At 42.9% G+C, this 16,599-nt stretch carries 15 protein-coding genes; 11 read left to right on the top strand and 4 right to left on the bottom strand.

Going from position 1 to position 16,599, the window contains the following annotated elements:
- Nucleotides 1-54: 54 nt before the first annotated feature.
- Entirely contained in the window at nt 55-1,497 is a 1,443-nt protein-coding gene (glpT, locus tag BKG94_RS09565) for a glycerol-3-phosphate transporter (RefSeq protein WP_077436561.1), read from the bottom strand.
- 289 nt (nt 1,498-1,786) lie between these two features.
- On the opposite strand from glpT, the gene glpA reads away from it, so the two are divergent.
- Genes glpA through glpC form a run of 3 tightly spaced genes read left to right on the top strand, consistent with a single transcriptional unit; the run spans nt 1,787 to nt 6,041 of the window.
- Entirely contained in the window at nt 1,787-3,478 is a 1,692-nt protein-coding gene (gene glpA / locus BKG94_RS09560) for an anaerobic glycerol-3-phosphate dehydrogenase subunit A (RefSeq protein WP_077436559.1), read from the top strand.
- Nucleotides 3,468-4,751 carry a glycerol-3-phosphate dehydrogenase subunit GlpB gene (glpB, locus tag BKG94_RS09555; protein ID WP_077436557.1) on the top strand — a complete coding sequence of 428 codons (1,284 nt, stop codon included), beginning with the start codon at nt 3,468-3,470 and terminating at the stop codon, nt 4,749-4,751. Before glpA ends, glpB begins: the two co-directional genes overlap by 11 nt.
- A 9-nt stretch (nt 4,752-4,760) precedes the next feature.
- Entirely contained in the window at nt 4,761-6,041 is a 1,281-nt protein-coding gene (gene glpC, locus BKG94_RS09550) for an anaerobic glycerol-3-phosphate dehydrogenase subunit GlpC (RefSeq protein ID WP_077436555.1), read from the top strand.
- A gap of 46 nt (nt 6,042-6,087) precedes the next feature.
- Here the strand turns inward: glpC and recQ are convergent, their stop codons facing one another.
- Together recQ and cyaY are read right to left on the bottom strand one after the other, a co-directional pair.
- Nucleotides 6,088-7,935 carry a DNA helicase RecQ gene (gene recQ / locus BKG94_RS09545; RefSeq protein ID WP_077436553.1) on the bottom strand — a complete coding sequence of 616 codons (1,848 nt, stop codon included), beginning with the start codon at nt 7,933-7,935 and terminating at the stop codon, nt 6,088-6,090.
- Nucleotide 7,936: 1 nt separating this feature from the next.
- Nucleotides 7,937-8,242 carry an iron donor protein CyaY gene (cyaY, locus tag BKG94_RS09540; protein ID WP_077436551.1) on the bottom strand — a complete coding sequence of 102 codons (306 nt, stop codon included), beginning with the start codon at nt 8,240-8,242 and terminating at the stop codon, nt 7,937-7,939.
- Between the two features lie 96 nt (nt 8,243-8,338).
- Between cyaY and lptM the strand changes: the two genes are divergently transcribed.
- Both lptM and lysA read left to right on the top strand, forming a co-directional pair.
- Entirely contained in the window at nt 8,339-8,455 is a 117-nt protein-coding gene (gene lptM, locus BKG94_RS10075) for an LPS translocon maturation chaperone LptM (RefSeq protein ID WP_077436549.1), read from the top strand.
- 15 nt (nt 8,456-8,470) lie between these two features.
- Entirely contained in the window at nt 8,471-9,718 is a 1,248-nt protein-coding gene (lysA, locus tag BKG94_RS09530; protein WP_077436547.1) for a diaminopimelate decarboxylase, read from the top strand.
- 56 nt (nt 9,719-9,774) lie between these two features.
- Here the strand turns inward: lysA and hslR are convergent, their stop codons facing one another.
- Nucleotides 9,775-10,161: a ribosome-associated heat shock protein Hsp15 gene (gene hslR / locus BKG94_RS09525; RefSeq protein WP_077436545.1), complete on the bottom strand. Its 387-nt coding sequence runs from the start codon at nt 10,159-10,161 to the stop codon at nt 9,775-9,777.
- Between the two features lie 69 nt (nt 10,162-10,230).
- Here hslR and nudE point away from each other — a divergent pair, with 69 nt between their 5' ends.
- From nudE to zwf, 6 genes are all read left to right on the top strand, one after another.
- The gene (nudE, locus tag BKG94_RS09520) at nt 10,231-10,791 is read left to right on the top strand and encodes an ADP compounds hydrolase NudE (protein WP_077436543.1); all 561 of its coding nucleotides are present in this window, start codon (nt 10,231-10,233) and stop codon (nt 10,789-10,791) included.
- Between the two features lie 141 nt (nt 10,792-10,932).
- Nucleotides 10,933-12,933 (top strand): OPT family oligopeptide transporter, encoded by a 2,001-nt coding sequence (locus BKG94_RS09515; RefSeq protein WP_077436541.1) that lies wholly within the window; start codon nt 10,933-10,935, stop codon nt 12,931-12,933.
- A gap of 441 nt (nt 12,934-13,374) precedes the next feature.
- Nucleotides 13,375-13,755, top strand: a complete 381-nt coding sequence (locus tag BKG94_RS09505) for a hypothetical protein (protein WP_077436537.1) — start codon at nt 13,375-13,377, stop codon at nt 13,753-13,755.
- A gap of 19 nt (nt 13,756-13,774) precedes the next feature.
- Nucleotides 13,775-14,191: a hypothetical protein gene (locus tag BKG94_RS09500; RefSeq protein WP_077436535.1), complete on the top strand. Its 417-nt coding sequence runs from the start codon at nt 13,775-13,777 to the stop codon at nt 14,189-14,191.
- A gap of 30 nt (nt 14,192-14,221) precedes the next feature.
- Entirely contained in the window at nt 14,222-15,046 is an 825-nt protein-coding gene (cysQ, locus tag BKG94_RS09495; protein ID WP_077436533.1) for a 3'(2'),5'-bisphosphate nucleotidase CysQ, read from the top strand.
- 67 nt (nt 15,047-15,113) lie between these two features.
- Nucleotides 15,114-16,598 (top strand): glucose-6-phosphate dehydrogenase, encoded by a 1,485-nt coding sequence (zwf, locus tag BKG94_RS09490; RefSeq protein WP_077436531.1) that lies wholly within the window; start codon nt 15,114-15,116, stop codon nt 16,596-16,598.
- The last annotated feature ends 1 nt before the right edge of the window (nt 16,599 follow it).

Raw genomic sequence — 16,599 nt, 5'->3', positions numbered from 1 at the left:
GTTAAAAATAAAAAAGGCGACTTAAGCATTTGCCCGTCGCCTTGTTTACGCTAATTATTTGGTACCGTAGGTATCACCTAATTTTGCTTTGTGTTTACCTTCCTCAATCATTACATTGAGAAGTAATAATACAGCTAAGATACCGCCGGCAATCATCACGTAGAAACCGCCGTCCCAGCCGTAATATTCAGCTGCCCAACCTACTACGGCAGAGGCTGATACCGTACCGCCTAAATAACCGAATAAACCGGTGAAACCTGCTGCTGTACCTGCGGCTTTTTTCGGTGCAAGTTCAAGGGCGTGTAAACCGATTAACATTACCGGGCCATAAATTAAGAAGCCGATCGTTGTCATTAAAATGAAGTCGGTTAATTGATATGGGTTTTCATACCATGCACTGTAGCTGGCAACCTCTGCTTCAGGTGTCGCCGGATTTTTCCATAAAGCCACAACCGCAATGGTGGTTAAGATCATGAAGATGAAACCGGTTAATCCGCGTTTACCTTTGAATACATGGTCAGAGACCCAACCGCATAATAATGTACCCGGAATTGCCGCTAATTCATAAATGGTGTATGCCCATGCGGTACCTTTAATGTTGAAGTGTTTCACTTCACCTAAGTAAACCGGTGACCATTTCAATACACCGTAGCGAATTAAGTAAACGAATACGTTAGCAATAGCGATGTACCATAATAGTTTGTTTTTCAACACATAAGTCATAAAGATTTCTTTGGTAGAAAGCTCATGCTCGTAAGTTTTTTCGTTATAGTCATCCGGATAGTCATTACGCCATTTTTCAACAGGCGGTAAGCCACAAGATTGTGGGGTATCTTTCATCACAAGATAAATAGGAATCGCGATGATCATTGCAGCAATACCCGGATAGTAAAGGGCTTGTTGCCATACATCTTTTGCCGTTGCTTCAACACCGTGTGTGCTGAAGTAAATCGCACCGGCTAGGAGTACCATAGCACCCGGAACCATACCGCCAAGGTTGTGTGCGGTATTCCAAATAGAAACGATGGTTCCGCGTTCGGATTTAGACCACCAATGCACCATCGTACGTCCACATGGAGGCCATCCCATTCCTTGGAACCAACCGTTTAAGAAGATCATAATCCACATGATAACGATGCCGGATGTTGCCCATGGGAACAAGCCCATCATGGTCATACATAAACCGGATAGCAATAAACCGAATGGTAAGAAGACTTTCGGATTAGAACGGTCCGAAAGCATTGCCATAAAGAATTTTGACAAACCGTAAGCTAAACCGGCAGCTGTACCAACAAGACCCAACTCAGCCTTGTTATACATACCGGCTTCAATTAAACCTTTTTGAGCCAAGTCAAAGTTTGCACGCACAAAATAGTAAGCGGCATAACCAAAGAAAATCCCTGCGAATACCTGCCAACGTAAGCGTTTATAGGTAGAATCAATTTTTTCCGCCGGAAGTTCCGCAATGTGCGGTGCGGGTTTAAATGGTCCGAACATAATTTTTCTCCAACAACATTTATAATTATGGTTTTCCTTTCAAAATTAAAAAAAGAAAGGGGCAGCGCGCATAATAATGAAAAATAAAAAATAAGAAAGTTTTTGAATTAAAAAATGTGATGTTCTTCACAAAAAATTTATATCAAAATGAGCGCTTGTGAAATTAATGTGATCACGGTCACAAATTTATTTTCTTTTTCGCTCAAAACATTGTTAATTTAAGCGTTATTCTCTACAATCAGTTTAGTTTTTATTTTATATTATTTCTTTGTGGGCTTTGGGGGTAAACATGGGATTATCGCCTAATTTATATCGAGATGTTGGAGATTTTTCTTCTTTATCAACGGATGTGATTATCATCGGTGGCGGAGCAACAGGCGCAGGTATTGCTCGTGATTGTGCATTACGTGGCATTAATTGCATTTTATTAGAACGTCGTGATATTGCCACAGGGGCAACGGGGCGTAATCATGGGCTTTTGCATAGTGGCGCGCGTTATGCGGTAAATGATCAGGAATCGGCGGAAGAATGTATTAAAGAAAACCGTATTTTGCGCAAAATCGCTCGTCATTGTGTGGACGAAACAGAAGGTCTATTTATTACCCTACCTGAAGATTCCCTCGACTATCAAAAAACCTTCATTGAAAGCTGCACAAAATCCGGTATTGATGCGGTTGCCATTGATCCTCAACTTGCCAAGATTATGGAACCTTCCGTTAATCCGAATTTAGTGGGCGCTGTCGTGGTGCCGGACGGTTCTATTGACCCTTTTCGTTTAACTGCTTCCAATATGATGGATGCAACGGAAAACGGTGCTAAAGTCTTCACTTATTGTGAGGTGAAAAATCTTATTAGAGAGGGGGGAAAAGTCATTGGCGTGGATGTTTATGATCATAAAAACAAAGTAAAACGCCAATTTTTTGCGCCTGTGGTGGTGAATGCCAGTGGAATCTGGGGACAAGGTATTGCGGAATATGCCGATCTCAAAATAAAAATGTTCCCGGCAAAAGGGGCATTATTAGTGATGGGGCATCGTATCAATAAAATGGTGATTAACCGCTGCCGTAAACCGGCAGATGCGGATATTCTTGTGCCGGGTGATACTATTTGCGTGATTGGCACCACCTCCAGCCGTATTCCTTACGATCAAATTGATAACATGGAAATCACCCCCGAAGAAGTGGATATTCTTTTCCGTGAAGGCGAAAAACTGGCACCAAGTTTACGTCATACCCGTGTGCTTCGTGCCTATGCGGGGGTGCGTCCACTGGTGGCGACGGATGATGATCCGTCCGGTCGAAATGTGAGTCGTGGAATTGTCTTGTTGGATCACGCAGAGCGTGACGGTTTAGAGGGATTTATCACGATCACCGGCGGTAAATTGATGACCTATCGTTTAATGGCGGAATGGGCGACGGATTTGGTGTGCAAAAAACTGAACAAAAATGCACCTTGTGTTACCGCAGATCGCCCTTTACCGGGATCGACGGAAAGCCGCCAAGAAACCAATCAAAAAGTGATTTCATTGCCAAGTACCATTCGTTATTCCGCCGTGTATCGCCATGGTGCAAGGGCAAGCCGATTGCTTCAAACAGACCGTTTGGATCGTTCCATGGTGTGCGAGTGTGAAGCGGTGACCGCAGGTGAAGTACGCTATGCCATTGATGAACTTGACGTGAATAATCTGGTAGATTTACGCCGCCGCACCCGTGTGGGAATGGGGACTTGCCAAGCAGAACTTTGTGCTTGCCGTGCAGCCGGTTTAATGAATCGTTTTGAAGTTGCTACTCCTCGTCAATCCACCACACAACTGAATGCTTTTATGGAAGAACGTTGGCGTGGCATTCAACCTATCGCTTGGGGCGAGGCGATTCGTGAAGCGGAATTTACCGCTTGGATGTATGGCAGTGTATTGGGTTTGAATGATGTGAAACCGCTTGAAGAACAAGCACAACAGGGGACGGATAGTAATGAATTTTGATGTAGCAATTATTGGCGGTGGTTTGGCTGGATTAACTTGCGGCATCGCTCTTCAACAGCGTGGTAAACATTGCGTGATTATCAATAACGGGCAAGCCGCCATGGACTTTGCGTCTGGTTCTTTTGATTTATTAAGCCGTCTGCCGGATGGAAGTGCGGTGGAAAATTTAACAGAAAATTTGACCGCACTTCGCACTGCGTTACCGACTCATCCTTATAGTCTGTTGGGCGAAGAACAAGTGATGAGCAAGGCTCAGGCGTTTGAACGCTTAGCAGAGTCCCTCAACCTTCATTTAATGGGGGAGGGTGAAAAAAATCATTGGCGTGTTACCGGACTGGGCAGTTTGCGTGGCACATGGCTTTCCCCGAATAGTGTGCCGACAGTGGTAGGAAACGAGCCTTTCCCACACAAACGCATTGCGGTGTTGGGGATTGAAGGTTATCACGATTTCCAACCGCAATTATTAGCGGCAAATTTAGTGCTGAATGCACAATTCGCTCATTGTGAGGTCACCAGCGGTTTCTTGAATATTCCACAGTTGGACGAACTTCGCCAAAATGCCCGAGAATTCCGCAGTGTCAATATCGCCCAGCTTTTAGAACATAAATTGGCTTTTGATGATTTGGTGAAAGAAATTGTGGACTCAGCGCAAGGCGCGGAAGCCGTCTTTTTGCCGGCGTGCTTTGGGCTAGAAAATCAAGAATTTATGACCGCACTTCGCAAAGCCACAAAACTCGCTTTATTTGAATTACCGACTTTGCCGCCATCATTACTGGGAATGCGCCAACGTGTTCAATTACGCCGCCGATTTGAATCTCTCGGGGGCTTAATGATGAATGGTGATAGTGCGGTGAAAGCCCATTTTGACGGTGATCGTGTGCGTTGCATTATGACACGCTTGCACAATGAGGAGGAAATTGTTGCCGATAATTTTGTGCTTGCTTCAGGGAGTTTTTTCAGTAAAGGGTTGATGTCCGAATTTGATCGCATTTTCGAGCCGGTGTTTTATGCAGATATCATCGGTGTACAAGGTTTTGACGCAAAAGATCGTTTCACTTGGACGGATAACCGTTTCTCTAATCCGCAACCTTATCAATCTGCTGGTGTCGTGGTTAATGCGCATTGCCAAGTACAAAAGAGCGGTCAATTTTTAACAAATTTATATGCGGTGGGGAATGTCATCGGCGGTTTTAATGCGTTAGAACTGGGTTGTGGTTCCGGAGTGGCAGTGGTCACGGCACTGACCGTAGCAGACGAAATTTTGGCGAAATAGGGGGCGATAATGGATACGAATATTCAACGATTAATTGATAGCGCAAAACAATCGCTCAATTCACCGGCAAGCCATCAGTATATTGATGAAAGTTTTGAAAGCTGCATTAAATGTACTGCTTGTACTGCCGTTTGTCCGGTTTCCCGTAATAATCCCCTTTACCCCGGACCGAAGCAATCCGGCCCTGATGGGGAGCGTTTGCGTTTAAAATCTGCCGAACTTTATGATGAAGCCCTCAAATATTGTACGAACTGTAAACGTTGTGAAGTGGCTTGTCCGTCTGATGTCAAAATTGGTGATCTGATTGTTCGGGCTCGCAATAATCATTTGGCACAACAGAAAAAACCGTTGATGAACAAATTGCGTGATGCCATTTTGAGTAACACCGATGTGATGGGAAAACTCAACACACCTCTTGCCCCTATTGTGAACCGAATCACAGGACTGAGCGCAACAAAATTTGTGCTTGAGAAAACCCTCAATATCAGCAAAAAACGCACGCTGCCGAAATATTCCTTTGGCACCTTTCGTAGCTGGTATATGAAAAATGCCTTAGAAGAACAGAAAAACTTTGAACGTAAAGTGGCGTATTATCACGGCTGTTATGTGAACTATAATAATCCCCAACTGGGCAAAGAATTTTTGAAAGTATTCAATGCTATGGGTATCGGCGTGATGCTATTAGAAAAAGAAAAATGTTGCGGTTTACCCTTAATGGTGAATGGTTTCCCTGAACGTGCGCGCAACATTGCCCGATTCAATACCGACTATATCGGCAAAATGGTGGATGAAAAAGGCTTAGAGGTGATTAGTGAAGCCTCAAGTTGTACGTTAAATTTACGGGACGAATATCATCACATTTTAGGCATCGACAATGCAAAAGTTCGCCCGTATATTCATATGGTGACCCCTTTCTTATATCAGCTTTTTAAAGAAGGCAAAAGCTTACCGCTCAAACCGCTTAAATTGCGGGTGGCATACCATACGGCGTGCCATGTGGAAAAAGCCGGTTGGGCGCCTTATACGTTGGAAGTGTTGAAACAAATTCCGGGTTTGGAAATCATTATGCTGCCGTCACAATGCTGCGGCATTGCCGGTACTTATGGTTTTAAAGCGGAAAACTATGATACCGCACAATCCATTGGCAAAACCTTGTTTGACAATATCAACGAAGGCGGATTTGATTATGTCATTTCCGAATGCCAAACCTGTAAATGGCAAATTGATATGTCTTCCAAGGTGACCTGCATTCACCCATTGACTTTACTTTGTATGTCGATGGAAGCATAGAGAACAAAAAGTGCGGTTAATTTTAACCGCACTTTTGATTTCTATTTTAAGCTTTCGCTAAAATCGCTTTATGTTCTTTAATCAATGTCATGAAGGGCTGGGCGAAACGTTCCAATTTGATTGATCCCACGCCGTTAATTTGTAGCATTTCAAGGTTAGAGGTCGGCATATATTGTGCCATTTCTTGTAGTGTTGCATCATTGAACACAATATAAGGGGGGATATTTTCCTTGTCGGCAATTTGTTTGCGTAAAAAACGCAGACGGGCAAAGAGATCTTTATCGTAAGTAACAATCGTGCTTCGTTGCGGATTGTGAGCAATTTTACTGATTGCAGAAATACGTGGCATGGCGAGTTCCAAGGGTACCTCTCCTTTTAGCACGGATTTGGCATTTTCTGTGAGTTGCAATGTGGTATTAAACTCGCCAATCACCTGCTGTATCAAACCAAGGTGAATCAACTGGCGAATCACCGATTGCCAATGTTCCTTACTCTTATCTTTACCAATGCCATAAACGCTGAGTTTATCGTGTTGTCGTTCGAGGATTTTTTGATTTTGCATTCCTCGCAATACACCAATCACATATTGTGCCCCAAAACATTGCCCTACTCGGTAAATAGTGGACATGACTTTTTGCGCATCCACTAAACCGTCATATTTTTTTGGTGGATCTAAGCAAATATCGCAGTTATTGCAAGGTGTTTGGCGATGTTCACCGAAATAATTAAGTAACACCAAGCGACGGCAAGTTTGGCTTTCGGCAAACTCACCAATGGTTTCTAATTTATGTTGCTCAATTTGTCGTTGGGGTGTTTCCGGTTTCTCAAGTAAGATTTTTTGTAACCAAGCATAGTCTGCCGGTTCGTAAAATAATACGGCTTCGGCGGGTAAGTCATCCCGCCCTGCACGCCCGGTTTCCTGATAGTAAGATTCAATGCTGCGAGGTAAATCAAAGTGCGCCACGAAACGTACATTGGATTTATTGATCCCCATCCCAAAGGCAATGGTTGCCACCACGACTTGCACATTATCACGTTGAAAATCCTGTTGCACACGCTCACGCTGTGCGGTTTCCATTCCTGCATGGTAAGCCGCAGCGGATACCCCTTTATGGCGTAAACTTTCTGCTATTCGTTCGACTTTATTACGACTGTTACAATAAACAATACCGCTTTTACCTTTTTGAGCTAACACGAAACGGGCAAGTTGCTCCATAGGCTTAAATTTTTCTTCCAGCGTGTAACGAATATTTGGGCGATCAAAACTACCAATATATTGGTAAGGATTTTGCAGTTTAAGATGCGTGAGAATATCTTGCCGTGTCGTGTAATCCGCCGTTGCGGTGAGTGCCATAATAGGTGCATTGGGAAAACTGGCTTTTAGCCCGCCAAGCTGGGTGTATTCAAGGCGGAAATCATGTCCCCATTGGGAAATGCAATGTGCTTCATCAATCGCGATAAAACTGACTTGGCAATAGGAAATCAGCTGGAAAAAGCTGTTCGTCATCACCTTTTCCGGTGAGATATAAAGGAGTTTAAGACTCCCTGAAATCAGCTTATTTTGGACTTGTTGCTGCTGTTCTAATGTTTGGCTGGAATTGAGAAAATCGGCCTCAATACCATTCGCCTGTAATTGATCCACCTGATCTTTCATTAAGGAAATGAGAGGGGAGATGACCAGCGTCAGCCCATTAAAACAGAGTGCCGGAATTTGATAACAGAGTGATTTACCGTTCCCCGTCGCCATCACCACTAGAGAATCTTGTCCATTCAGTGCGGCATTAATCACTTCTTCCTGCCCTTTGCGGAAAGATTGATAACCAAACACCGAATTTAGCACGGAAAGTGCGGTGGGTTTTTCCGGTGTTTTTGGGGAAGGGGAATAGTGGGACATATTAGAATTGGATAGCCTCACCGTGTGCGGCACAGGCTTCTGTTAAACTTTCCCAAAAATTTTTACCGTCATTGGAAATCCATTCACCGTTTTTGAAGGCAAAATGAAAACCGCCTAATTTACTGGCAAGCCAAAGTTCAAATAAAGGTTCTTGTTTATTGATGACAATTTGTGTGCGATTACCAAAGGTCATGGTAAATACCGCACCTTGGGTTTCGCAATCCACATCCGCACCTTGTTCTTCTAATTCTTCTTCGATTTTTTGCCAAATTTGTTCAATATTTTGATGAAATTCTGCAACATTCATAAAGTTTTTCCTTTCAAATCTGATAGAATGCGGCAGATTATAAAGCCTTTTACCCCCTTGTGAAAGGCGGATTTAACGATGAGTGAGAGAGGAAAAATGAAAAAATTATTGTCAATCTTAGTATTAAGTGCCGTTTGTGCGTTAGCAACAGGTTGTGGCGTGAAAGGGCCATTGTATTTTCCGGAAAAAGAACAAACACAACAAAATCAATAATTGGTGAGACACAATATGAATTTTTTCCAATATCAAAATAACCAACTCTATGCCGAACAATTACCGGTACAACAACTTGCAGAACAGTTTGGTACACCGCTTTATGTCTATTCTCGTGCTACGTTGGAACGCCATTGGCATGCGTTTAACGATGCCTTAGGTTCACATCCCCATTTAATTTGTTTTGCTGTGAAATCTTGCTCTAACATTGGGGTATTAAGTGTGATGGCGAAATTAGGTTCAGGTTTTGATATTGTTTCCCAAGGGGAATTAGAACGTGTATTGGCCGCAGGCGGTGAAGCATCGAAAGTGGTGTTTTCCGGTGTGGCAAAATCTCGCGAAGAGATTATGCGTGCTTTAGAGGTGGGGATTCGTTGTTTCAATGTGGAATCCGTGTCTGAACTTCACCACATCAACCTCATTGCCGGCGAAATGGGAAAAATTGCACCGATTTCTTTGCGTGTAAACCCGGATGTGGATGCGCATACGCACCCTTACATTTCCACCGGTTTAAAAGAAAATAAATTTGGTGTCAGTGTGGATGAAGCCTGTGAAGTCTATAAGTTGGCAGCAAGCCTACCGAATGTGAAGATCAGCGGAATGGATTGTCATATCGGATCGCAACTCACTGAATTGCAACCCTTTTTAGATGCGACAGATCGTCTTATTGTGTTAATGGAGCAACTCAAACAAGATGGCATCGCGTTGCAGCATTTAGATTTAGGCGGTGGTTTGGGGGTCACTTATACCGATGAAAATCCGCCACATCCAAGCGAGTACGCTAAAGCCTTGTTGGAAAAATTAAAAGATTATAAGGATCTTGAAATTATCCTTGAACCGGGGCGGGCAATTACCGCCAATGCCGGCATTTTAGTCGCAAAAGTCCAATATTTGAAAAGTAATGAAAGCCGCAATTTTGCCATTACAGACACGGGTATGAACGATATGATTCGTCCGGCATTGTATGAAGCCTATATGAACATTGTGGAAATTGACCGCACTTTGGATAGACAAAAAGCGATTTATGATGTGGTGGGCCCCGTTTGCGAAACCTCTGATTTTTTAGGCAAACAGCGTGAACTTGCCATTGCGGAGGGCGATTATATTGCGCAATGTTCTGCGGGGGCTTATGGGGCGAGTATGTCTTCCAACTACAATTCCCGTCCACGCACAGCGGAAGTTTTAGTGGATGGCGATAAAGCACATTTAATCCGCCGCCGTGAAAGTTTGCAAGAACTTTGGGCGTTGGAATCGGTAGTTTAATCCTCCTTTGAAAATAAAGTGCGGTTGAAAAACAGAGAGATTTTCAACCGCACTTTTTATACCTGATGCTTAAACTTCAACAAATCCCGCCGTTCTTTTTTGTTAGGGCGACGTTCGGGGTGAGGCATAGAAAGGGCGTTGTTTTTTCTCGCCCATGCCATTTCTTCCCGTTTTTTCACACTTTGATCCGTTTCACGATAAAGTAATTGTGCTTCGGGTGCACCACGGCGTTGATCGCTTAACGCCAAGATTTCCACTTCTTTCTCTTCGTTGCCTTGACGTAATTTTAAGATAGCGCCCACTTCCACTATTTTGCTGACTTTTGCCCGCTGCCCGTTGTAATGGACTTTTCCCCCTTCGATCATGGCTTTGGCAAGACTGCGGGTTTTATAAAAACGGGCAGCCCATAGCCATTTGTCAAGGCGAACGTCTTTTTCTTCCATTTGCGATCTCTCTTTGCTCAATTTGTGATACAGTTTTCGTTCATGGTATCACAGAATAAAGGAAAAATTATGAAGTCGGATGATCAAACCGTATTGCCAAAAATTTTATCGATACGAACAGTGGCAAAGTCCCGTTTATTTGAAATACAAGCGGTTGATTTAATGTTTAGCAATGGCGAAAAGCGAACTTACGAACGCTTTAAACCGGGCGGTCATCAGGCGGTGATGATGGTGCCTATTGAGGGTGATGAACTTTTAATGATTCGGGAATATGCCGTGGGGACGGAACGTTATGAGCTGACTTTTCCTAAAGGGGGCGTTGATGTGGGGGAAACACCGGAAGACGCTGCCAATCGTGAATTGAAAGAAGAAATTGGCGTTGGGGCAAATCACATTCATTTTTTACGTACTGTCATTACCAGTCCAAGTTATATGCGTAACCCCATGCATATTTTTGTTGTGCAGGATTTCTACCCTTGCAAGCTCGAAGGGGACGAGCCTGAACCCTTAGAGTTGGTCCGTTTTCCCTTAGCGAAATTAGATGAATTAATTGCCCATCCCGATTTCAATGAGGCGAGAAATCTGACCGCACTTTATGCGTTGAGAGATTATTTGAACTGCCAAAAATAATAAGCTATCAATAATTTTCCAATAAAAAGAGTATTTATTAAATATTTTCTAATTTAATTGCATAAATATTCAAATAATTCTTGAATTTTTTGCCATTTCTTGGGAAAGTGAAGGTCTTTTTATTTAACCTAGGGAAAAATTATGCCTCATTCAAATTTAAAAGAGCTCACGTTTCGTGGGATGATTCTTGGGGCGTTAATTACGGTGATTTTCACCGCATCTAACGTCTATTTGGGATTAAAAGTCGGGATGACTTTTGCCTCTTCCATTCCTGCCGCTGTGATTTCTATGGCGGTGTTAAAATTCTTTAAAGATTCCAGTATCTTAGAAAATAATATGGTGCAAACTCAGGCTTCTGCAGCGGGGACGTTATCTTCCGTTATTTTCGTTTTACCGGGTTTGTTAATGATGGGCTACTGGAACGATTTTCCATTTTGGCAGACGATGTTGATTTGTGCTTCTGGTGGTACATTAGGGGTATTGTTCACCATTCCATTACGCCGTGCGATGGTGGTGAATAGCGATTTACCTTATCCGGAAGGTGTCGCAGCGGCTGAAATTTTAAAAGCGGGAAATCACGACAAAGGTGATACCGGGGTAAAAGACATCGCTTATGGTGGCGTATTAGCCGGTGTTGTTGCATTTTTAACCAATGGTTTGCGTGTAATGGCGGATGGCGCCAGCGCATGGATTCAAACCGGCAAAGCCGCTTTCCAATTACCGATGGGGTTCTCTCTTGCGTTATTGGGTGCCGGTTATTTGATCGGTATCGTAGGCGGTATTGCTATGTTAGTCGGCTTGGTGCTGACTTGGGGAGTTGCCGTTCCATTCTTTACCATATCCGGTGATATGCCAACGGATATGAGCTTAGTTGACTTTGCCATGAGTACATGGAAAACCAAAGTTCGCTTTATCGGTGTGGGCACGATCGGTATTGCCGCCATCTGGACATTATTGGTTTTAATGAAACCCATGGTAGAAGGCATGGTGCATTCATTCCGTATGTTGAAAAGCGGTAAATCAGAATCGGAGCATCGCATTGATATCGATCTCTCACCAAAAACCATGATTTATATCCTGATTGCAACCGTTGCATTGATCGTGATTTCATTACATCACTTTATTGCAGCAGCGCCTATTTCACCGGAGCTGTCTATTTTATTAGTGGTGGTGTGTACCTTCTTAGCCGTATTTATCGGCTTTTTTGTGGCAGCGGCTTCCGGTTATATGGCGGGGTTAGTAGGCTCATCATCCAGTCCGATTTCCGGTATCGGGATTATTTCGGTGATCGTGATTTCTCTCGTATTGGTTTCTATCGGTAATGCTACGGGGCTATTTGAAACGACAGATGGTCAGAAATTTTTAACCGCACTTACGCTTTTTACTGCCTCTATCGTTCTCACCACGGCAACGATTTCTAACGATAACTTACAGGATTTAAAAACCGGTTTATTAGTTGAAGCCACACCATGGCGTCAGCAAGTAGCATTGATTATCGGTTGTTTTGTCGGTGCACTGGTGATTGCGCCGGTCTTGGAGATTTTATATCACGCTTACGGCTTCAGTGGTGCATTGCCACGTCCTGATATGGATCCTACGCAAGCCCTTTCTGCACCACAAGCCACGATTATGACGACGATCTCGCAAGGTATTTTTACTAACCAATTAGAATGGACGTACATCTTAACCGGCGTGGGGTTAGGTGCAGTGTTAATTATTATTGATGCCTTCTTGAAAAAAGTGAGTAATAAAGCCTTTGCATTACCGGTATTAGCGGTGGGGATTGGTATCTATTTGCCACCATCCATTAATACACCGGTTGTCGTTGGAGCATTCTTAGCCTGGTTTATTAATCGCCATATTGCAAACTATGCGGCACGCACCGGTGATAAACAAATCTCGGCTAAAGCAGAACGTTTTGGTACGCTTTTCTCAGCAGGTTTGATTGTGGGTGAAAGTCTCATGGGCGTGATTCTCGCCTTTATTATTGCGGCTTCCGTCACATCCGGTGGCTCTGAAGCACCACTGGCGCTAAACCTTGAAAATTGGGGCGGTATCAGTGAAATCTTGGGCTTAACGGTATTTATTGCGGGGATCATTATTTTTGCTTCTCGTGTATTACGTGCGAAAAAATCTGATTAATCCCTAAAATTCCTTTAAAATAGGCTATCTTTTCCGATAGCCTATTTTTTATGAAACCTTATCTTAAAGCATTAATTTTATTTCCTCTCCTTTCACAAGGATTAGCGACCGTGCTGTTTTGGCTTTGGGATAGGAATGTCAATCCTTTTGAGATTTACGCCATCGTTACTTTTATTTTCATCACGATTCCCGCTTTTCTGATTAGCCTCATTAGCGCCAAATTCCGTTATGTACGCAATAACATTGTTGCTATCGTGTGGTGTTCCGCATTAGTGGGCTTTTTTTATCCTACCATCCTCATATTTTGTTTCTCTAATAGACTAGATATTGCGTTTATACCCGGATTGGTGTGTATGTGCGTTATAACATTTTTCGCTTTACTTATGCTGACATCGCTTTTGCCAAAAAACAAATCATCATAAGAAATTGTAGGGAGATTTTATGAAACCTTATCTTAAAGCATTAATTTTATTTCCGTTGATTGTGCAAGGATTAGCGACCGCACTTGCAGAGTTTTTGAATGCGAATGCAGATCCATATTACCAATTGCCTTTTATCCAAAATTTTCTTATTGTTTTTATTCTCGTGGCGATTCCCGCTTTTTTGATTAGCCTGATCACCACTAAATTCCGTTATATGCGCTATAACATTGCCGCTATTGTACTATGCTCAGCATTAGTGAGTTTTTTTTATTATCTCACCATCATCTATCTTATTGAGTTTACTATTTCATTCTGGGGAGCTTTATTGGGTATGTGCTTTATGACATTTTGCACTTTATTTATACTGCCTTGGCTCTTGCCAAAAACCAAATCATCATAAGAAATTGTAGGGAGATTTTATGAAACCTTATCTTAAAACATTAATTTTATTTCCTCTCATTTCACAAGGATTGGTGACTGCGCTGTTTTGGTTTTTAGGTGCGGATCTGGAGCCGACACCATTTAGCCGATATGTTATAGCTGCGTTTTTCCTTGCTACTATCCCCGCTTTTCTGATTGCCTTGGTTGCCACAAGGTTTCGCTATATTCGTCATAATATTGCAGCCATAGTATTATGTTCATCATTGATTAGCTTTTTTTATTGTAATGTTGCATCCTATTTCTATTTATTGTTTATGAGTGAACAGGATGCTTCATTTTGGCAATGGATTACTGACGGCGGTTTAACATTAGGGATATTAAGTGCTTGCTGTATGGTATTTTATGCGCTATTTGTCTTGCCATGGTTATTGCCGAAAACAAAATCACGTGATTAGGTTTTATCAAAAATTTTGTCGGGAGGTTTTATGTTGCCACTCAATGAACATTTACTGAATCAGGTTCTACTAATTGCTTACCAAGCCGGTAATCATCTACAACGTTTTTATCAACAGCATATTGATGTACAAATTAAAGAAGATAATACGCCGGTCACCGAAGCGGATCTTTTCGTTAGTCAATTTTTAACGGAAAAACTGACCGCACATTTCCCCCAAACGCCGGTGCTTTCCGAGGAAAACTGCCATATTCCTTTTGAGGAACGCCAAACCTGGAAAGAATATTGGCTCATCGATCCCCTTGATGGCACACAGCAATTTATTAATCGCACTGATCAATTTTCCGTTTTAATCACTCTAGTCCGTAACAATAAACCCGTGTTAAGCGTTATTCACGCCCCGATATTATCCCTTACTTATTATGCGATGGAGAATTTTGGTGCCTTTAAAAAACAAGGTGAACAAGTGAAAAAATTGGGTAAAAACATCGTGAATCTTAACCGCACTTCTTCCTTCCCAACATTACGCATTGCCGTGGGCGCCACCACTTCGCAAGAAAAAGTGCGCTCAATGTTATCGAAGGATTTTGCTTATGAGTTTGTCGTGCTGGGCTCCAGCAGTCTGAAAGGGGCTTTAGTGGCTGAGGGCAAGGTGGATTGTTATGTTCGTCTTGGACAAACCGGAGAGTGGGATACGGCAGGGGCGGAAGTATTATTGGGAGAAACTAACGGACAAATTTTCGCTCCGCAATTTGCGCCATTGACATACAATCAACGTGAGATACTGATTAATCCCTCTTTTGTGATGGTGGCGGATAAATCTGCTAATTGGACATCGGTCTTTCAATTTAATTGATTGGTTAGCGGAGGAATTTTCGTTAGAATAGCCCGTCATTTCACTCGGTATTTTTACAAGGATAATTATGCAAACTGAGAACAGCTGTATCGTCATTTTTGGCGCATCCGGTGATTTAACTCACAGAAAACTCATTCCGGCACTTTATAATCTCTTCAAAATTGGAAGATTGGGCGAGAACTTTTCAGTGCTTGGCGTGGCGCGTTCGGAACTTAATGATGAAACTTTCCGCATGAAAATGCGTGAAACCTTAATTAATAATGAAGATACCTCACCTGAAACCCTTGATGAATTTTGTCATCATCTTTATTACCAAGCCGTGAATACGGCAGATGCCGCAGACTATGGCAAATTGGTCCCCCGTTTGGACGAATTACACGATAAATATCAAACTTGCGGCAATACGCTCTATTATATGTCCACTCCGCCAAGTCTTTATGGCGTGATTCCCGAATGCCTGGCGGCACATGGTTTGAACACGGAAGAATACGGTTGGAAGCGTATTATCGTGGAAAAACCTTTCGGTTATGATGAAAGAACCGCACAAGTGTTAGATGTGCAAATTCACCGTTTCTTTGAAGAACATCAAATTTACCGTATCGATCATTACCTTGGTAAAGAAACCGTTCAAAATTTACTCGTATTGCGTTTTTCTAACGGCTGGTTTGAACCCCTTTGGAATCGTAATTTTATTGATTATGTAGAAATCACCGGTGCCGAATCCATTGGCGTTGAAGAACGTGGTGGCTATTATGACGGTTCCGGAGCAATGCGGGATATGTTCCAAAATCACTTACTCCAAGTGCTTGCCATGGTGGCAATGGAGCCGCCGGCAATCATCAATGCGGATTCTATGCGTGATGAAGTGGCAAAAGTCATGCATTGTTTACGTCCACTTACGCAAGAAGATGTGGAACATAATCTAGTGTTGGGTCAATATACTGCCGGTGAAGTGAACGGTAACATAGTGAAGGGATATTTAGAAGAAAAAGGCGTGCCGGCAGATTCACACACTGAAACCTATATGGCGTTGCGTTGTGAAATCGAAAACTGGCGTTGGGCAGGCGTGCCTTTTTATGTGCGTACCGGTAAACGTTTACCTGCTCGTGTGACAGAAATTGTCATTCACTTTAAAACCACGCCACATCCTGTATTTAGCCAAAATGCACCGGAAAATAAACTTATCATCCGCATTCAACCGGATGAAGCCATTTCCATGCGTTTCGGTTTGAAAAAACCGGGGGCGGGCTTTGAAGCCAAAGAAGTATCGATGGACTTCCGCTATGCGGATCTTGCCGGTGCACAGGTATTAACCGCTTATGAACGTTTATTGCTCGATGCGATGAAAGGGGATGCGACCCTATTTGCCCGTACGGATGCGGTTCATGCCGCATGGAAATTCGTTCAACCTATCTTGGATTACAAAGCCAATGGCGGACGAGTCCATGATTACGAAGCCGGTACTTGGGGGCCTGTGGCAGCAGATAAACTGATTGCCAGACAAGGCAAAGTATGGCGTAAACCGAGTGGATTAATGAAGAAAAAGGTGTAGT

This window comes from Rodentibacter ratti (assembly GCF_002000485.1).
GTDB classification, from domain to species: Bacteria; Pseudomonadota; Gammaproteobacteria; order Enterobacterales; family Pasteurellaceae; genus Rodentibacter; species Rodentibacter ratti.
This window is presented reverse-complemented; position numbering and strand designations above follow the sequence as displayed.